The following is a 14741-nucleotide window of genomic DNA, read 5'->3' as shown; positions in this document are numbered from 1 at the left end:
TCTATTATGGGAGAGGGATGTCGCTATTTAGCTATGTTAATCAGTGACCGTATTTCTATGGTTTGGACGATAGTTACCATGTCCAGGGAGATTGGCCCCACGGCCATTCCAATTTACGGGTGGGTTCATATTTATAAACAGCACCATTCGCAATTGCCAATTGGTTGCGTATTTCTTTGCGTTGTTCACACAATTCATCATGCTGGGTTAATGCATTTGCATCCTGGGGATGTGAGTCCAAATATAAAATCATGTCGACTAAGGCAAAATCGACTGCTTCCAATTGCTCTAATAATTTGCTGCTGTTTGCTTTAGATGACGTTTTCATAGGATTAGCTCCTCTTTTATATTGTAATGTTCTTCTAAGAAATATATAAACCTTATACAACAATCTAAAACAGCCTGAGAATTATTAACACCAATTTGATTTATTAGCTCAACTATTGTTGCATGGAATTATATGAACATGTGTTCGCATAAAAGGTGGAAACATGTTATAATAGCAAGAGCTACATGCATTATGCACATCATGTTATTGAAAGGAAGCGTACGAATGTTATGACGGGACGTACCCATCTGATTGTAAGCACAGGAGTTACTATGTCCGTTATGCAGCTAATTGGACAGGGGGTTACACTGCCGGGCTTTGCCGTTGCATTGATCAGCTCACTGCTTCCTGATATTGATGAACCTAACAGCCTATTGTTGCAAAAGACGGTTCCCAATTCCTTGATCTTGAAATTGAAGTGGCTGCTCGCAGCTATCGGGGTAGGGTGGACCGTGTATGCTTACCTGCAATCCTTTTTTCTTCCATACAGTTATGGGATCGGGATCTTGTTAATCGCGATTTGTTTGGCCAACCATCGCTTGTTTCGTCAATTGCTGATGGCTGCTCTTGGTGGTTTGCTGCTGTATCTGGGCGCTGATGGCGGTCCGTGGCTGGCTTCAGTCGGAGCGCTGCTTATGGTTTGCTCTGTGCTTCCGCACCGCGGCTTGACACACTCGATTTATGGAATTTTAATCTGGGGAGGTTTACTCTATGCAGCCTCTGTTCAGTTGGCCATTCCATTGTGGATAGCAGGTGCAGTTTCTTACACGCTGCATTTGCTCTGTGATATGTTAACGAAGCATGGTATACAGCCGATTCCTCCATTCAAGTGGAAGCTCAGGATTCCAATGATGAGTACAGGCAAGTTCAGCGGCTTTCTGGTGGAAAATGTGTGTATCACGCTCACGCTGGTCCTGCTATGGAATGCCTTTGTAACTCCCTTGGGCAGCCAGGTAAGAGCGATCTGGGACTCATTATGGTTTCAATTCGGTGGCATGTAGAGTGTTGGAATGTGTCTCTTGGACAAGATAGATAGAAATGTTAATTGCTATAGTTACCCTCAGGTAAGTTGATAAAGCTGCGGTCAGTTATTTTAAAATGAAGATCTTAAGGATATAATGATTTGGAACCAATAAAGAATATACGGATGCACAGGATGCATACATAGAAGCGGAGGCGTACTAATGAATTCCTTTCAATTTCAGAATCCAACTCGTATTATATTTGGAGCTGGTACTGTAAACAAGCTTGGCGAGCAGTTGGCCGAATATGGAAAAAGAGTACTATTGGTATATGGCGGCGGTAGTATCAAAGCCAATGGGTTATATGATCAGGTTCAGCAGCAGTTGCAGCAAATCGGAGCCGTCGTACATGAACTATCCGGGGTAGAGCCAAATCCTCGTGTATCAACAGTCCGCAAAGGCATTGAGCTGTGCCGCGAGCATTCACTTGACTTTATATTAGCCGTAGGCGGCGGAAGTGTTCTTGATGCAGCCAAAGCGGTTGCTGTGGGTGTTCCTTATGAAGGGGATGTATGGGATTTTCTGATGCACAAAGCTCAAATCACATCAGCTTTGCCACTCGGAACCATTTTAACTCTTTCAGCGACAGGCTCGGAAATGAACGGTAATTCCGTTATTACTAACTGGGAAGAAAATCTTAAAAAATCTTTCGGAAGTATTCATGCTTATCCGAAATTCAGCATTCTGGACCCGACCTTGACGTATTCAGTGCCTGCCAACCAAACGGTCAATGGGATTGTCGACACGATGTCTCATGTCTTCGAGCAATATTTTTCTCCAACAACCAACACGCCACTTCAGGAGCGGTTGTGTGAGTCCATTCTGCAAACCGTTATCGAGAATGGGGAAATTGCACTGAAACAGCCTGACAACTATGAGGCACGGGCGAACCTGATGCTCTGCGGAACCTATGCACTGAACGGTGGTATGATCAGCGTCGGTATGCAAAACGATTGGTCGACACACATGATCGAGCATGAAATCAGTGCTATTTATGATATTGCGCATGCAGAGGGCTTGTCAATCGTATTCCCTAACTGGATGAAATATGTATTTAACGCACGTCTTGATCGTTTCGTTCAATTTGCCGTACGTGTGTGGCAGGTTGATCCGGCAGGCAAGACCGATGAGGAAATTGCACTCGCAGGTATTCAAGCGACACGCGATTACTTCACAAGAATTGGTGCACCTGCAACTCTTGGCGACTTGAAAATTAACGGAAAAGAGCTTGATCGGATGTCCAAAGAAACCGTTCGTTTTGGTTCGGTTGGTTCGTTCAAAAGCCTGGACGCGGATGCAGTTCATGAAATTTTGGAATTGAGTTTGTAATTGCTATTAGGAGAACCAGCATGAGCACCTTGAACAGCACGACGCCTTCCAGGGCACAGCATATTATTTTTATTGTGGTTACGGTATCCTTTTGGGCATCACTGTACACGTACGTCCCGATTCTGTCACCTTATTTAGAGCACTTGGGCGCATCCTACAGTTTTGCCGGATTGGTATTGGGAAGTTATGGTCTTGTGCAAATTGTGCTTCGCTTGCCACTTGGGATTGCTTCTGACCGGTTGAAGGCGCGAAAGCCTTTTATGATGCTCGGGATGCTGGCGACCTCGCTAAGCTGCCTTTGTTTTGCTTGGGGTGAGCATATGGGCTGGGCGCTTGCCGGAAGGATCATGTCCGGGATCGGTGCTTCCACCTGGGCGGCTTTTACCGTACTATATGCAAGTTATTTCAGGCAAGAGCATATGACGAGAGCAATGGGGCTAATCAGCTTGTTGACGGCAGCTGGGCAGCTGCTGGGGATGAGTATCAGCGGTTATTTGGTTGAGGAATGGGGATGGAGTGCTACCTTCTGGGCAGGGAGCTTTATCGGTATAGCCGGCTTGCTGGTGAGCGTAGCCATTCGTGAACCGAAGCAAAGTATTGCGCTGCAGCCGATTCGGCTGAGCGGCTTGCTTCAGGTGATGAAGGAGCCTCTTCTATTAAAGGTTTCTATGCTGTCGATATTGGCACATAGTGTGCTGTTTATTACGATGTTTGGCTTTACACCTTCGCTTGCCATTGCTCTTGGAGCCAATAAGTTTGATTTAACCTTGCTCGTATTTGCTTTTATGATACCACACGCGATGACCTCCTTCTTATCGGGGAGAGTACTCGCACCCAGATTTGGGTCTTGGCAGGTAGTAGCGGTTGCATTTGTATGCAGTGCTTTATGCACTGTGGTGATGCCTTTGGTTAACAATTTTTCTATGCTGCTCATTACACAAATATTTAACGGTTTTTTTCAGGGTCTTCATTTTCCTTTATTGCTGGGGCTCGTTATTCAGCATATCCAGCCGGAGAAGCGTGCAACAGCGATGGGATTTTATCAAGCTGTTTACGCAACCGGAATGTTTGCCGGGCCCTTTATGGCTGGATGGCTTAATGAATTTGGTGGTCTGAATAGTGGATTTTATTTTGCAGGCATCCTTGGCTTTGTAGCTGCGGCTTTGACTTGGATCTGGAAGAAATCGCAGGCTGAACATGAGCTTGGTTAAGTAAGCTATGAAATACACACAACCCCCGATTCCATTTCAGGAAATCGGGGGTTATTTTTGTGCAATTACTGATTATTTCCCGGGTAAGCGCACAACTCGATAAAACAGTACGAGCTTCGACATTTTAGTTCCAGTTCACTCCAAGAATCAACAGATTAAGCAAATATATCATATAGTTAGCGCTTTCAATCGCCAACATCGGTGATCAGGGAAATAATTTTTTGCAGCCGGATATACTCATTTTTCTCTAGTCCTGGTCGGAAATAGCTGTACAAATAAGCAGCCTCATCAAAGCTTAAGGCGGGATGGCAAACAATTTCCTGAATAGAGAGCGGATTATCGATCAGAATTTGCCATTCACCTGCTCGGTCGGTTAGTGGAATCCTGGCCATAATATCGGATTTAATGATTACGATCTGTCTCAACTCATCCCAGATGTGAAGCCAGGAAGGACTGAATACGCCGGGCTCGGGAAATAAACGCTGCCCTTTATCAAGCCAGCCTATAACCTGTTCAATCTCCGCATCCTGCATAAACTTCAGCTTGTGCTTGATCCCCTCCAATAATTGATGAAAAGCGGAATAGCCTCCGTTGTGCACCATTTGCTGATAATCAGCCTGCTCCTGCTCTGACTCCGCATAAATCAAGCTTTCCCAAGCACTAGATTTCATCATTTCGTTCAACCCCTTGACGTGGATAAATGCACCATTTGGTTTAAATTTAGTATAATTATGAATTTGATAAAAGTCTAGATAAGCCTTAGAAGTAGAGAGCGATCACGGAGCGGACTGCTTGAGCTTCTGCCTGCGATTAGCGGTATAAATGCCTGTGAGGATCAGTGCAGCTCCTACAAAATGGTAGATGTGAATACTTTCTCCGGTAAAGGCTGTAGCAAAGATGGTACTGAATAAGGGAATGAGATTGAGGAATCCGGCACAGCGGGCTGGTCCGATGAGCGCAATCGATTGATTCCACGCCGAGAATGCGACTAAGGAAGCGAATACCCCAATATAGACGATACCTGAGCCGATACCAAGTGAAATATGCAGTACAGGCTTAACGAGCAAGACCTCAACAACAGAAAGAGGAATTAGCAGTGCGACAGAAATGATAATTGTATATACAAATAATGCTTGAGCCGGAACCTGTTTGGCAGATCGCCGCATTCCGACGGAGTATAACGCCCAGCATAAAATCGCTGCAAGCATCCATAGATCACCTTTATTAAAGGAAAGACTGACAAGTACATCCCAGCTGCCGCGGGTGATCATCCACAGCACACCCAACATGGATAGACCTATGCCCGGTATGGTTTTCAAGCTGATTGGCTCTTTCAACATCACCCACGAAACCATAATAATCAAAATAGGTGTAGCCGCATTCATAACCGCCGCGTTGATCGAGCTCGTATATTGCACAGCAATATATACAAGCGTATTAAAGCCTGCAACTCCGGTTAGTGATAGGAACGTGAGCATTTTCCATTTTTCTAAAAATAGGGCGCGATGTTTCCAGGCTTCCTTGGCATATATGGGGGTTATTACGATTAACGCAATACACCAGCGCAATGTGGCTAATAGAATGGGGGGGATATCCGCCACAAGCACTTTTCCAACAACAAAATTCCCGCCCCACAGACAGGTCGCCAAAATTAATAACACGTAGGGTGATCGCCAGTTCATAATTGTGGAACTCCTTTTCTTGCTGCGTATAAGTGACATTAGTTTAAAGGTAAACCGCTAAGAATTGCAAGTTATTTGTATTGTGCAACAATAGGTTCTTATTGACCATTAAATGTTCGATTCATTCGTCTTATAATTGAATTACCAAATGTACCCAAAGGTGGGGTTGCGAATGAAAAAAGTGTGGTACCAGCGGATGTTATGGTCGTATATTCCGATGTTTATGATTGTTGTCTGCTTTTTATTTTTCGTATTTTTCCAGACACTGGCAGAGCAAAACAAGAAGGACCTGTCTATGGCTAACCAGGTATTTACCCGGCAGGTATTGTACTATATTGACGCCACTCTGCAATCCATTGATTATTTGGTTATTAATGAACTGTTGAATAATGAGCTGTTCAAGCAGTTTTTTGAAGAAACGGATTCTGGCGACGTGCTGTTGAACTACAAAATTGCCGACAAGATTAAAAATTTGAAGCAGATGAATCCGTTGATTGATTCGATCTATCTGGTGCGTTACCATGACCAGTTTGTGTATAACGGCAATATTCTGAATGGCAGAGAAAGCTTTACGGACGCTGCTTTTGTTGATCAAATGAAACGGGATGCCTATCCGAATCAATGGTCAAATTTGCGTAAATTTCGAGAGTTTGTAAGGATGGATACCAAATCTGTTGTCAGTCTGGTTCGCCATTCCCCATCTAATGTAGAAAAGGGTGTGCTTGTCGTCAATGTGAGTACGGCCCAGCTGCAGAAAAAAGTGTTGGAGCTGTATCATAACTCATTTCGGTTTGTAAGTTTGTTCGACCGGAATGGGGAGCTGCTGTTCGATGACGGTCACAGTCTGGATTCACAAATAGAGGACAACCAGATGATCTCGGCCGAAGCCTCTACATACACTGGCTGGGTCATACGCAGCGGCTTGATGGCGGGGACGCTGATCAGTGTGGCCTCTACAGTTTCGGGATTCTGGATCGTTCTGGGAATCATAGCTTTTACACTCGGCATGATTTCGATCTTATATGTCACACGTAAAAACTATAAGCCGATCGACGAGCTGCTCTCCCGTATTCATGCCTATTCGCATCCGATGAAACCGATTATAGGTGGAGATAAGATAGATGAATTTAAGGTGATTGGCACCGCTTTGGGAAGCTTGATGGAGCAATCCAATCGGATAGCCCAGCAGTATGAGGATGAGCTGCGAGTGCGTAAAAAATTGTTTTTCCACGAATTGCTGAGAGGCGCACCGAAAATTCAGCTGCCTGAATGGAGCACTCAAATGCGCAGACTCCAGATGAGCGATACGTTTGAGCAACAGCTCGTTATTGTCGCAGAGATTGATCGGAGCACTGATTTTATTCAGGCTTATAGCGAACACGATCAATATTTGATTAAATTCGTAATGGCAAGCGCTTTCAAGGAGGTGATGGATAGCCATAGGATACCGGTTTGGATTGAATGGACGTCAGATCACCAGCTCAGTGCCATTGTAAGCAGGCCGAATAAGGAGGAAGCGACGAACGATCTGATTTTTGCTGCCTGTGAGCAAGTTCAGACTTGGTTAAAAGCTAACCTCAAATACACGGTCACGATGGCATTGGGTACGATAGCAGAGCAGCCTGTTGATATTGTGCATTCCTACAAAGCAGCGTTGAGATCGTTGCAATATAAGGCCGTGCTTGGTCATAATCGAATTATTCTACAAAAGGATTTGGAGCTTCACTCCCAGGAGGATCGACTCAAATATGTTCAGCTTCTGCTTAAAATGATTGAAAGCTTTGGTATATATCAAGAAAAATGGCAGCAGTGCCTGGAAACCATTTTTTGCGAAATGAAAAAAGATATGCTCTCCAGAGAATTTATTCTGATCGTGTTGAATGATTTGATCTGCTCTTTAAAAAAGGAACTGAGCAAAATGCCGAAGACCGGCAGCTGGATGGAGGAAGGAGAGCTGGAGAGACTAGAACAGGCAATGCATCAGTTCGAAACGTTGGAAGAAATCCAAGAGCAGTTTACCGAGGTTCTGAATAGTTGGTTTCAGCGTGTGGAGGCATTCCATAATCGTGCACAGCTTCATGAGTTACTTAGGGAGCTTAAACAATATATTGAGCAGAACTTTATGAATCCGGAGCTATCGCTTGACCATCTGGGACAGCAGTTTCGCATGAATGGTAAATATATCAGCTATGTATTTAAAGAAGAGTTCGGGGAAAAATTTATCGATTTTCTGACCCAAATTCGTATGCGACAAGCACAGCAATGGCTGTGTGAGACCGACTGGCCTATTCAGGATATTTCCGAAAAGGTAGGGTATGCCAACTCGATCTCATTTCGCCGAGTGTTTAAAAAACATTCGGGTGTATCACCCGGAGATTATCGCAAGGTGAAAAGTGCTTATAAATGAGCTTTTTCAAATTATTTCTTGCAGGAACAGCTTTTACTTCCGCGCTTCTCAATACAGCAAACCATTCGTTAACAAGAACCTCGTCCACAACTACTTGTTGTCTCATGATATAAAACCTGACGTAAATAACCGTCGTTCAATATTAAGAAGACCACATAATGCATATCTCCAGCTACACATAAATCAAATGATACGAATTAAGTATGGTCTGCGAAAATCGCTTGCAGCAGCCGTTGTCCTTGCAAAAGAAAACAGTTTGCCCACAGGAAAATGGATTGTTGATCTATGACCAACGGACCTCTAAATTGAGAATAAGCATTGCGATCCCAACTTTTGTAAAATTTAAAATCAAGCAAAGGAGGCCAACCCCACCAGCGAGTCCCAAAGGGACAATGCGTCACCGATAACACACAGTCTCATCACCAGCATCACACCAAAAGTAAAATGCCGTACCAACGCTGTAGAACCAACAAAGAAACAGCGAGTCCCAAAGGGACAATGCGTCCCCGAAAACACACAGTCTCGCCACCAGCGTGACACCAAAAGTAAAGCGCGTCCTGTAAGGGACGGAGCGGGCCAAACCGCACACAGCCTCACCACCAGCATCACACTAAAAGTAAAGCGCGTCCCGTAAGGGACGGAGCGGGCTAATCCGCACACAGTATCGCATACCACCAAGGGAGTCCAGAGGGCCAAGCCCTTTGGGGCCCTCCCCCAGGGGAGGGTTTGGGAGGGGGAGCTTTCCATTAAAAGACACTGGCAACTGTATCTAATCGTCATTCTTCCGCTGCTGTACCTGATCATCTTCAAGTACATCCCAATGTTTGGCGCCCAAATTGCTTTCAAGGATTACAACGTAGTTAAGGGAATGTTGGGGAGCCCGTGGGTGGGGTTGAAGCACTTCGAGCAGTTTTTTCAATCACCGAATTTTCCGGTTCTGATCCAAAATACATTGTTTTTAAATCTCTATGCTTTGCTAGTGGGGTTTCCAGCTCCGATTATATTGGCTCTGGCACTCAATGAGCTTCGGCAGGGTCTGTTCAAAAAAACGGTTCAAATGGTCACCTATGCGCCTTATTTTATTTCTACAGTGGTAATGGTTTCCATGATTATTATCTTTTTATCTCCACGGGTAGGTTTTGCTGGCAGTGTATTGAAAGCGCTTGATATGGAATCCGTGAATATTCTCGGGCTGCCGGAGCTGTTCAGACACATTTATGTGTGGTCAGATGTATGGCAGCATACCGGCTATGGTGCAATCATTTACATGGCTGCACTGGCAGGAATCAATCCGCAATTGTATGAGGCGGCTAAGGTGGACGGGGCATCGCGCCTGCAAAAAATATTCAATATCGATATTCCCGGAATCATGCCCGCGGCGGTCATTTTGCTTATTCTAAACGTCGGTCAATTAATGAATGTCGGATTTGAAAAAGTATTTCTGCTGCAAAATCCGCTGAATACCGGTACGTCCGAAGTGATATCTACTTATGTTTACAAAATCGGCTTGATCGGCGCCAACTTTAGCTTCTCTGCAGCAATCGGCTTGTTCAATTCAGTAATTAACCTGATTTTGCTGCTGTTTGTGAACTTCATCGCCCGAAAAAGTTCCGAAACCAGCCTATGGTAGAGGAGGCCTGAGACCATGTCCAAATCGAATGCAATTCGTGAATCCCATGTGGATAAGCTTTTTCTGGCTTGTATTTATGTATTCCTGGGGGCTGTTCTTGTAAGTGTACTGTACCCGCTTGTATACATTGTAAGCTCCTCCTTCAGTTCTCCGCAGGCGGTAGTTTCGGGAAGAGTGTGGCTGTTTCCGGTTGATTTTAGTCTGGCTGGCTATGAGGCTGCGTTCAAAAACCCGCAAATTATGATCGGCTACCGCAATTCCGCCTTGTATACGATCGCCGGCGTCTGTATTAACATTATTTTAACGGTAATGCTCGCGTATCCATTAGCAAGAAAGGATTTTAAGGGCCGGAATGTGATCATGGTGCTGCTGGTCATTACGATGCTGTTTAACGGCGGGCTGATTCCCTACTATATGACGGTGAAAAGTGTAGGGATTCTCAATACACCATGGGCGATGCTGCTGCCGCAGGCAATGGCGGTGTGGCAGGTGATTATTGCCAGAACTTTTTTTCAAACGACGATACCGGAGGAATTGTATGAGGCTGCAGAGCTTGACGGTTGCAGTGATCTACAATTTTTGTTGAGGGTCGTGCTTCCCTTATCGAAGCCGATTATCGCTGTATTGGTGCTGATGTATGCAGTGGGCCATTGGAATGCTTATTTTGACGCGCTAATTTTCCTCAAATCCTCCAATCTGTTTCCGCTGCAAATCATATTGCGCAATATTTTGATTCTGAACAACATTGACGCTTCTTCGATGATGATCGATGCCAATCAAATGGCTGTTAGAGAAGGTCTAAAGGATTTGCTAAAGTTTTCCTTGATCGTTATATCCAGCTTGCCTGTGCTGATTTTGTATCCTTTTATTCAAAAGCATTTTGTCAAAGGTATTATGATCGGGTCCCTTAAGGGATAAATTGATATGAGGGAGCGTTGTTATGAACAAAACAATCATGGCAGGCTGTGCATGGGCTCTAAGCTTGATGCTGCTCGTTACGGCTTGCAGCGGCAATCTAGAGGGGGATAAGGAAGCGGTGCCCAAGGATGGCAATGCCCCGATAACTTTGTCTGTGTTCAGTGGACAGCGGGCGGATGTGGAAAATTTGGAGACGAATACATTCAGCAAATATGTCGAGAACAAATTGAATATCAAGTTCAAATGGGAGGTTGTTCCCAATGCCGGCCTGAATGACAAAAAACAACTGCTGCTGGCAAGCGGTGATTATCCGGAGCTGTTTTTGGATGGAAATTTGACGCAGGCTGAGCAGCTGAAGTATGGGCAGCAGGGTGTATTTATTCCACTGAACGACCTGATCGATCAATATGCGCCTAACGTAAAAAGAGCGTTCAAGGACATCCCTTATTTACAAAAGGGGATTACGGCGCCGGACGGTAAAATATACTCGATTCCGCAGATTAACGAATGTTATCATTGCTGGTATGCACAAAAGATGTGGATCAATACCAAGTGGCTGGAAAAGCTCGGTTTAAGCATGCCAACCACGACTGAGGAATATTATCAAGTATTGAAGGCCTTCAAAGAGAAGGACCCTAACGGCAATGGCAAAGCAGACGAAATTCCGCTTAGCGGCGCAGGTGATCCGGCTACATGGCATGGCAATATTGACGGATTTCTGATGTCGGCATTTATTTATAACAATTCAGCGGATTATTTTACGATGAAGGATGGCAAGGTGGATTTTGCACCCAATAAGCCAGAATGGAAAAAGGGTTTGGAATATATGAACCGTCTATATAAGGAGGGTCTGATCGATCAAGCTTCATTTACACAAAATCAGGATGGCTTGAAGCAGCTGGGCAATAATCCCGATACGGCGATCCTTGGCTCATATACGGCGGGGCATATCGGGATGGTCGTCGATACGGCTCCCGGTAAAACACGGCATAAGGATTATGATGCGGTTCCGCCACTCAAAGGGCCGGATGGTGTACAGCTGAGCGGGTATTTTGCAGGGGTTGGTAACGGGACGTTTGCCATTACAAACAAAGCGTCGAAGGAAAAAGCGATAGCAGCCATGAAGCTCGCCGATTATATGTATACGGAAGAAGCTGCTTTGTTATCGATATTTGGACCGGAAGGAAAATGGTGGTCCAAAGCCAAGCCAGAGGAGAAGGATGTTCGCGGACGTCCGGCCAAATATATAACGGCACCGGAATTTGATTCGATTCAACAGCAAAATGAGCACTGGAGCCAGATGGGTTCGTCGTTGCGGACGCGTGATTATCGGGAATCGTTTGCCGTACCTCAGGATCCACTCGGAAATGGCGGCTATGAATATCGGCTGTATTTGGCAACGCAAAAGTATGAGAAGTACCAACCGAAAGAGATGTATCCGATAAGCATCTTCATGGACCCTCAGGATGCCGATGCAGCGAATCAGCTGAGGACAACGATCAATGCCTATGTCAAAACGTCGATGGTCGAGTTTATTATTGGCCGCAAAAATCTCAATAATGACTGGGATGCCTATGTGAAAGGGCTTGATGGTTTGAATCTGCCGCAATATATGAAAATTTACCAAAAAGCCTATGACAGCGTTTATAAGAAATAAAGATCAAACGAGTTTTGACTTTAAATGGAGCTTTGTGTAGCATAGAAATTACCGACAAGCTATAGAGGCAACTGTGGAAATAATAGGAATAACAATTGAAGGGAGAAGTTCAGTATGTACGATATTATTGTAATTGGAGCAGGTCCGGCAGGGTCGAGTGCGGCGTTATTCGCGGCTAAAGCAGGGAAGAAAACATTGGTTATTGACAATGATCAAAGTATTACCAAACGTGCCTGGGTTGAAAATCACTATGGTGTTTTGGAAATAGCTGGACCGGACCTGATTGAATTAGGGAAAAAACAGGCTGCCAAGTTCGGAGCCGAATTTATTACTGGTAAAGCCATTAAAATCGCCAAAGCTGCAGACGGCTTTCAAGTCGAGATCGAAGGCGCGCACTATGAGGGCAAGCATCTCATTCTGGCAACGGGTGTACTTACCGACCTTGCGCAGCAAATCGGGATTGAAACCAAACCGGCAACTGAACCTCGCATCAAAACGATATATGCGACTACACCGGAAGGCAAAACTTCAGTTGAAGGTATCTGGGCAGCGGGAACAGCAGCAGGCGTGAGTGTGCATACTATAATTACTGCTGGTGATGGCGCGAAGGTAGCGATTAATGTCATTAGTGAAATCAACGGTGAGCGTTATGTTGATCACGATATGATTAAATCCTGATAAACTTATAGGGTTGTGGTTTAAATAATTAAAAAAGAATGCCGGCGTATGTTTCACGTCAGCATTCTTTTTTAATGACTTTCGATCTCTGCTGAGAATCCGGTTTCCTCCTCATAAAATAACTGAATCAGTAGTTGATTAGGGTCAAAATGATGATACTCCTCCAAGTAAATGGCCGTGGCATCTATAATATCCTGCTCCGAGAGCTGATAGGACTTTTGACTTTTGGACGCATGCAGTGTTGCTGTAATTCCTTTTCCTTCCTCGTGATGTAATTCGGCTTGAATATCTTCAATAACCTCATTGTAGGTACTGGCGCCAAATACACAGGTAGAATCGATGAGATCCTGCTCATTAAAAATAATTTTCATCTGTTTTTCTCCCTGAATTTTTTAAACCATCTATAGCCGAAGTAGATAATAACGCCCCAAAAAAGAATCCCAATGAGCGAAAAACCGCCTCCACCACCACCAAAACCGAAAGGATTCAATAAATGTCCAATGATGGCTCCAGTTGCAAGACCGCCTAAGAAACCACCCCAGCGACTTGTTGGATTCGCTTGTTGACCCGGTTGATTTCTTGGATTGCGTGTTACATTGGAGGAAGGGGACCTTGGTCCGGTCGTATACCCATTTCCTGGGGTAGCTCTATTACCTCCTGAAAATGATCCAGAGGGTGAACGATAGCTGCCTCCTCTGCCTCTTGATAGGGGCTGAATTTGCTCCTGATCAGATTCCTGAATCTGAATGGAAGGACTTTTGATTTCACTTGCTGAAACGGTTGACATATGGAAACATAATAGAAGGGTCAGACAGCCTAAACATTTCTTCATTCCAATCCTCCTTCGAATGAACTGTTTGTAACTAAATCTATATTTCCGCATCCTTTCCCTGATTATTCATGACTAACTAGATTACACATATAATAGAAGAAATAGTAAAAAACCGCAGCTCCGATAAGCGGAACTCCGGTTTATTTATAAGTCAATTTGCTGCTGCACACCATCTACACTCCGCTCGGCATCACTTTGATATCGGTATCCAGCTTTGGGAGAAAAGCATGGTTCGGATTAAATGTGAAAATACGTTTTACTTGATAAGATAGCATAACGACAGCCGTTAGTGCCTCACTTAAGGACAGGCGAAGCTCGGGACAGCTTCCAATGAGCTGCTTGGATTCTTGCTCAAGTTCAGGGCTACCGGGTATCACTTTGAGGACACCTTTGGCTACACACTGATCGACAATATCGATGAAAAATTGTGCATGATCAAAGCTGCAGCGATTTCGCAGCCACTGATGGGTATCAAATATCACATAATTGGTTGTAATGAGAGGACGTTCCAAATCATCAAGGTCAAGAAAAAGCGCTCTTGCCCGACTATAGTGGGTTTGTTGTTCATCCATTAGGGAAGTCAGTGCGGTCTGATCCAAAAAAACAGCCTGCCGATAATCTATTTCTTCACTCCTCGGCATACGCCTCACCTCCATAACGATTAAATTCCCGGCTTGTTAATTGATCCAGATAGAGCAGGGGATTACGCTCCAGCTGCTGAATGGATATGATCTGTAGGGGAACAGATTGTGCCTGCGCCCAATGTTGTTGCAAAATATGATTAATAACGGCACTTACCGTTGTTTGCTGCTGCTCTGCCTCATCATGACACTTGTCCAACAGAACAGGATCAAGGTCGAGAATGGTGGCTTCTTGTTTGTCCTCGGAGCCGGATATGAGTTGAGTGGCGGCTGTTTTCCATTGTTCCAGACGGCTATGCAGCTTTTGTTTGGCATTATCCATCAAGTAAGCACCTCCTTATTCTGTATAAGCTTCGAATGAACTTTTCTTTTTTGGGGTATATCGGATAATGATCTGGATATCTAT

Annotated in this window: 15 protein-coding genes; 8 read left to right on the top strand and 7 right to left on the bottom strand. The window is 44.6% G+C overall.

Going from position 1 to position 14741, the window contains the following annotated elements; all coding sequences use genetic code 11:
• Positions 1 to 73 precede the first annotated feature (73 nt).
• Complete coding sequence (locus OB236_RS37340; RefSeq protein WP_262688571.1) at positions 74 to 328, bottom strand: spore coat protein CotJB; 255 nt, start codon at positions 326 to 328, stop codon at positions 74 to 76.
• 230 nt (positions 329 to 558) lie between these two features.
• Between OB236_RS37340 and OB236_RS37335 the strand changes: the two genes are divergently transcribed.
• The 3 genes from OB236_RS37335 to OB236_RS37325 all read left to right on the top strand — a co-directional run bounded on the left by OB236_RS37335 (position 559) and on the right by OB236_RS37325 (position 3890).
• The gene (locus tag OB236_RS37335; RefSeq protein ID WP_262688570.1) at positions 559 to 1329 is read left to right on the top strand and encodes a metal-dependent hydrolase; all 771 of its coding nucleotides are present in this window, start codon (positions 559 to 561) and stop codon (positions 1327 to 1329) included.
• Positions 1330 to 1512: 183 nt separating this feature from the next.
• Complete coding sequence (locus tag OB236_RS37330; RefSeq protein WP_262688569.1) at positions 1513 to 2679, top strand: iron-containing alcohol dehydrogenase; 1167 nt, start codon at positions 1513 to 1515, stop codon at positions 2677 to 2679.
• A 20-nt stretch (positions 2680 to 2699) separates the two neighbouring features.
• Positions 2700 to 3890, top strand: a complete 1191-nt coding sequence (locus tag OB236_RS37325; protein WP_262688568.1) for an MFS transporter — start codon at positions 2700 to 2702, stop codon at positions 3888 to 3890.
• Between the two features lie 185 nt (positions 3891 to 4075).
• Here the strand turns inward: OB236_RS37325 and OB236_RS37320 are convergent, their stop codons facing one another.
• Both OB236_RS37320 and OB236_RS37315 read right to left on the bottom strand, forming a co-directional pair.
• A complete protein-coding gene (locus OB236_RS37320) occupies positions 4076 to 4564 on the bottom strand; it encodes a hypothetical protein (RefSeq protein WP_262688567.1) in 489 nt (162 codons plus the stop codon).
• Positions 4565 to 4666: 102 nt separating this feature from the next.
• Complete coding sequence (locus OB236_RS37315; RefSeq protein ID WP_262688566.1) at positions 4667 to 5572, bottom strand: DMT family transporter; 906 nt, start codon at positions 5570 to 5572, stop codon at positions 4667 to 4669.
• Between the two features lie 172 nt (positions 5573 to 5744).
• Here OB236_RS37315 and OB236_RS37310 point away from each other — a divergent pair, with 172 nt between their 5' ends.
• The 5 genes from OB236_RS37310 (at position 5745) to OB236_RS37290 (ending at position 12862) form a co-directional block, all read left to right on the top strand.
• The gene (locus tag OB236_RS37310) at positions 5745 to 7979 is read left to right on the top strand and encodes a helix-turn-helix domain-containing protein (RefSeq protein ID WP_262688565.1); all 2235 of its coding nucleotides are present in this window, start codon (positions 5745 to 5747) and stop codon (positions 7977 to 7979) included.
• Between the two features lie 745 nt (positions 7980 to 8724).
• On the top strand, positions 8725 to 9609 hold the full coding sequence (locus OB236_RS37305) for an ABC transporter permease (RefSeq protein ID WP_262688812.1): 885 nt from the start codon (positions 8725 to 8727) through the stop codon (positions 9607 to 9609).
• A gap of 15 nt (positions 9610 to 9624) precedes the next feature.
• A complete protein-coding gene (locus OB236_RS37300; RefSeq protein ID WP_262688564.1) occupies positions 9625 to 10527 on the top strand; it encodes a carbohydrate ABC transporter permease in 903 nt (300 codons plus the stop codon).
• 22 nt (positions 10528 to 10549) lie between these two features.
• Entirely contained in the window at positions 10550 to 12184 is a 1635-nt protein-coding gene (locus tag OB236_RS37295) for an ABC transporter substrate-binding protein (protein ID WP_262688563.1), read from the top strand.
• A gap of 114 nt (positions 12185 to 12298) precedes the next feature.
• Positions 12299 to 12862, top strand: a complete 564-nt coding sequence (locus tag OB236_RS37290) for an NAD(P)/FAD-dependent oxidoreductase (protein WP_262688562.1) — start codon at positions 12299 to 12301, stop codon at positions 12860 to 12862.
• A gap of 71 nt (positions 12863 to 12933) precedes the next feature.
• Here the strand turns inward: OB236_RS37290 and OB236_RS37285 are convergent, their stop codons facing one another.
• The 4 genes from OB236_RS37285 to OB236_RS37270 all read right to left on the bottom strand — a co-directional run bounded on the left by OB236_RS37285 (position 12934) and on the right by OB236_RS37270 (position 14657).
• On the bottom strand, positions 12934 to 13233 hold the full coding sequence (locus tag OB236_RS37285; protein ID WP_262688561.1) for a YxcD family protein: 300 nt from the start codon (positions 13231 to 13233) through the stop codon (positions 12934 to 12936).
• Positions 13230 to 13694: a hypothetical protein gene (locus tag OB236_RS37280; protein WP_262688560.1), complete on the bottom strand. Its 465-nt coding sequence runs from the start codon at positions 13692 to 13694 to the stop codon at positions 13230 to 13232. Before OB236_RS37280 ends, OB236_RS37285 begins: the two co-directional genes overlap by 4 nt.
• 173 nt (positions 13695 to 13867) lie before the next feature.
• Complete coding sequence (locus OB236_RS37275; protein ID WP_262688559.1) at positions 13868 to 14335, bottom strand: type II toxin-antitoxin system VapC family toxin; 468 nt, start codon at positions 14333 to 14335, stop codon at positions 13868 to 13870.
• On the bottom strand, positions 14322 to 14657 hold the full coding sequence (locus tag OB236_RS37270) for a hypothetical protein (RefSeq protein ID WP_262688558.1): 336 nt from the start codon (positions 14655 to 14657) through the stop codon (positions 14322 to 14324). The genes OB236_RS37275 and OB236_RS37270 overlap by 14 nt, the downstream gene beginning before the upstream one ends.
• Positions 14658 to 14741: the final 84 nt, after the last annotated feature.

Source organism: Paenibacillus baimaensis (assembly GCF_025567575.1).
Note: the sequence above shows the minus strand (reverse complement) of the source record. Positions and strands in the feature narration are given on the sequence as shown.

Bases quoted from the DNA above. Each gene is read 5' to 3' on its own strand.
- OB236_RS37315 (WP_262688566.1), bottom strand. From the start codon at position 5,572: ATGAACTGGCGATCACCCTACGTGTTATTAATTTTGGCGACCTGTCTG.
- OB236_RS37295 (WP_262688563.1), top strand. From the start codon at position 10,550: ATGAACAAAACAATCATGGCAGGCTGTGCATGGGCTCTAAGCTTGATG.
- OB236_RS37275 (WP_262688559.1), bottom strand. From the start codon at position 14,335: ATGCCGAGGAGTGAAGAAATAGATTATCGGCAGGCTGTTTTTTTGGAT.
- OB236_RS37285 (WP_262688561.1), bottom strand. From the start codon at position 13,233: ATGAAAATTATTTTTAATGAGCAGGATCTCATCGATTCTACCTGTGTA.
- OB236_RS37330 (WP_262688569.1), top strand. From the start codon at position 1,513: ATGAATTCCTTTCAATTTCAGAATCCAACTCGTATTATATTTGGAGCT.
- OB236_RS37310 (WP_262688565.1), top strand. From the start codon at position 5,745: ATGAAAAAAGTGTGGTACCAGCGGATGTTATGGTCGTATATTCCGATG.
- OB236_RS37300 (WP_262688564.1), top strand. From the start codon at position 9,625: ATGTCCAAATCGAATGCAATTCGTGAATCCCATGTGGATAAGCTTTTT.
- OB236_RS37325 (WP_262688568.1), top strand. From the start codon at position 2,700: ATGAGCACCTTGAACAGCACGACGCCTTCCAGGGCACAGCATATTATT.
- OB236_RS37270 (WP_262688558.1), bottom strand. From the start codon at position 14,657: ATGGATAATGCCAAACAAAAGCTGCATAGCCGTCTGGAACAATGGAAA.
- OB236_RS37320 (WP_262688567.1), bottom strand. From the start codon at position 4,564: ATGATGAAATCTAGTGCTTGGGAAAGCTTGATTTATGCGGAGTCAGAG.
- OB236_RS37340 (WP_262688571.1), bottom strand. From the start codon at position 328: ATGAAAACGTCATCTAAAGCAAACAGCAGCAAATTATTAGAGCAATTG.
- OB236_RS37280 (WP_262688560.1), bottom strand. From the start codon at position 13,694: ATGAAGAAATGTTTAGGCTGTCTGACCCTTCTATTATGTTTCCATATG.
- OB236_RS37290 (WP_262688562.1), top strand. From the start codon at position 12,299: ATGTACGATATTATTGTAATTGGAGCAGGTCCGGCAGGGTCGAGTGCG.
- OB236_RS37335 (WP_262688570.1), top strand. From the start codon at position 559: ATGACGGGACGTACCCATCTGATTGTAAGCACAGGAGTTACTATGTCC.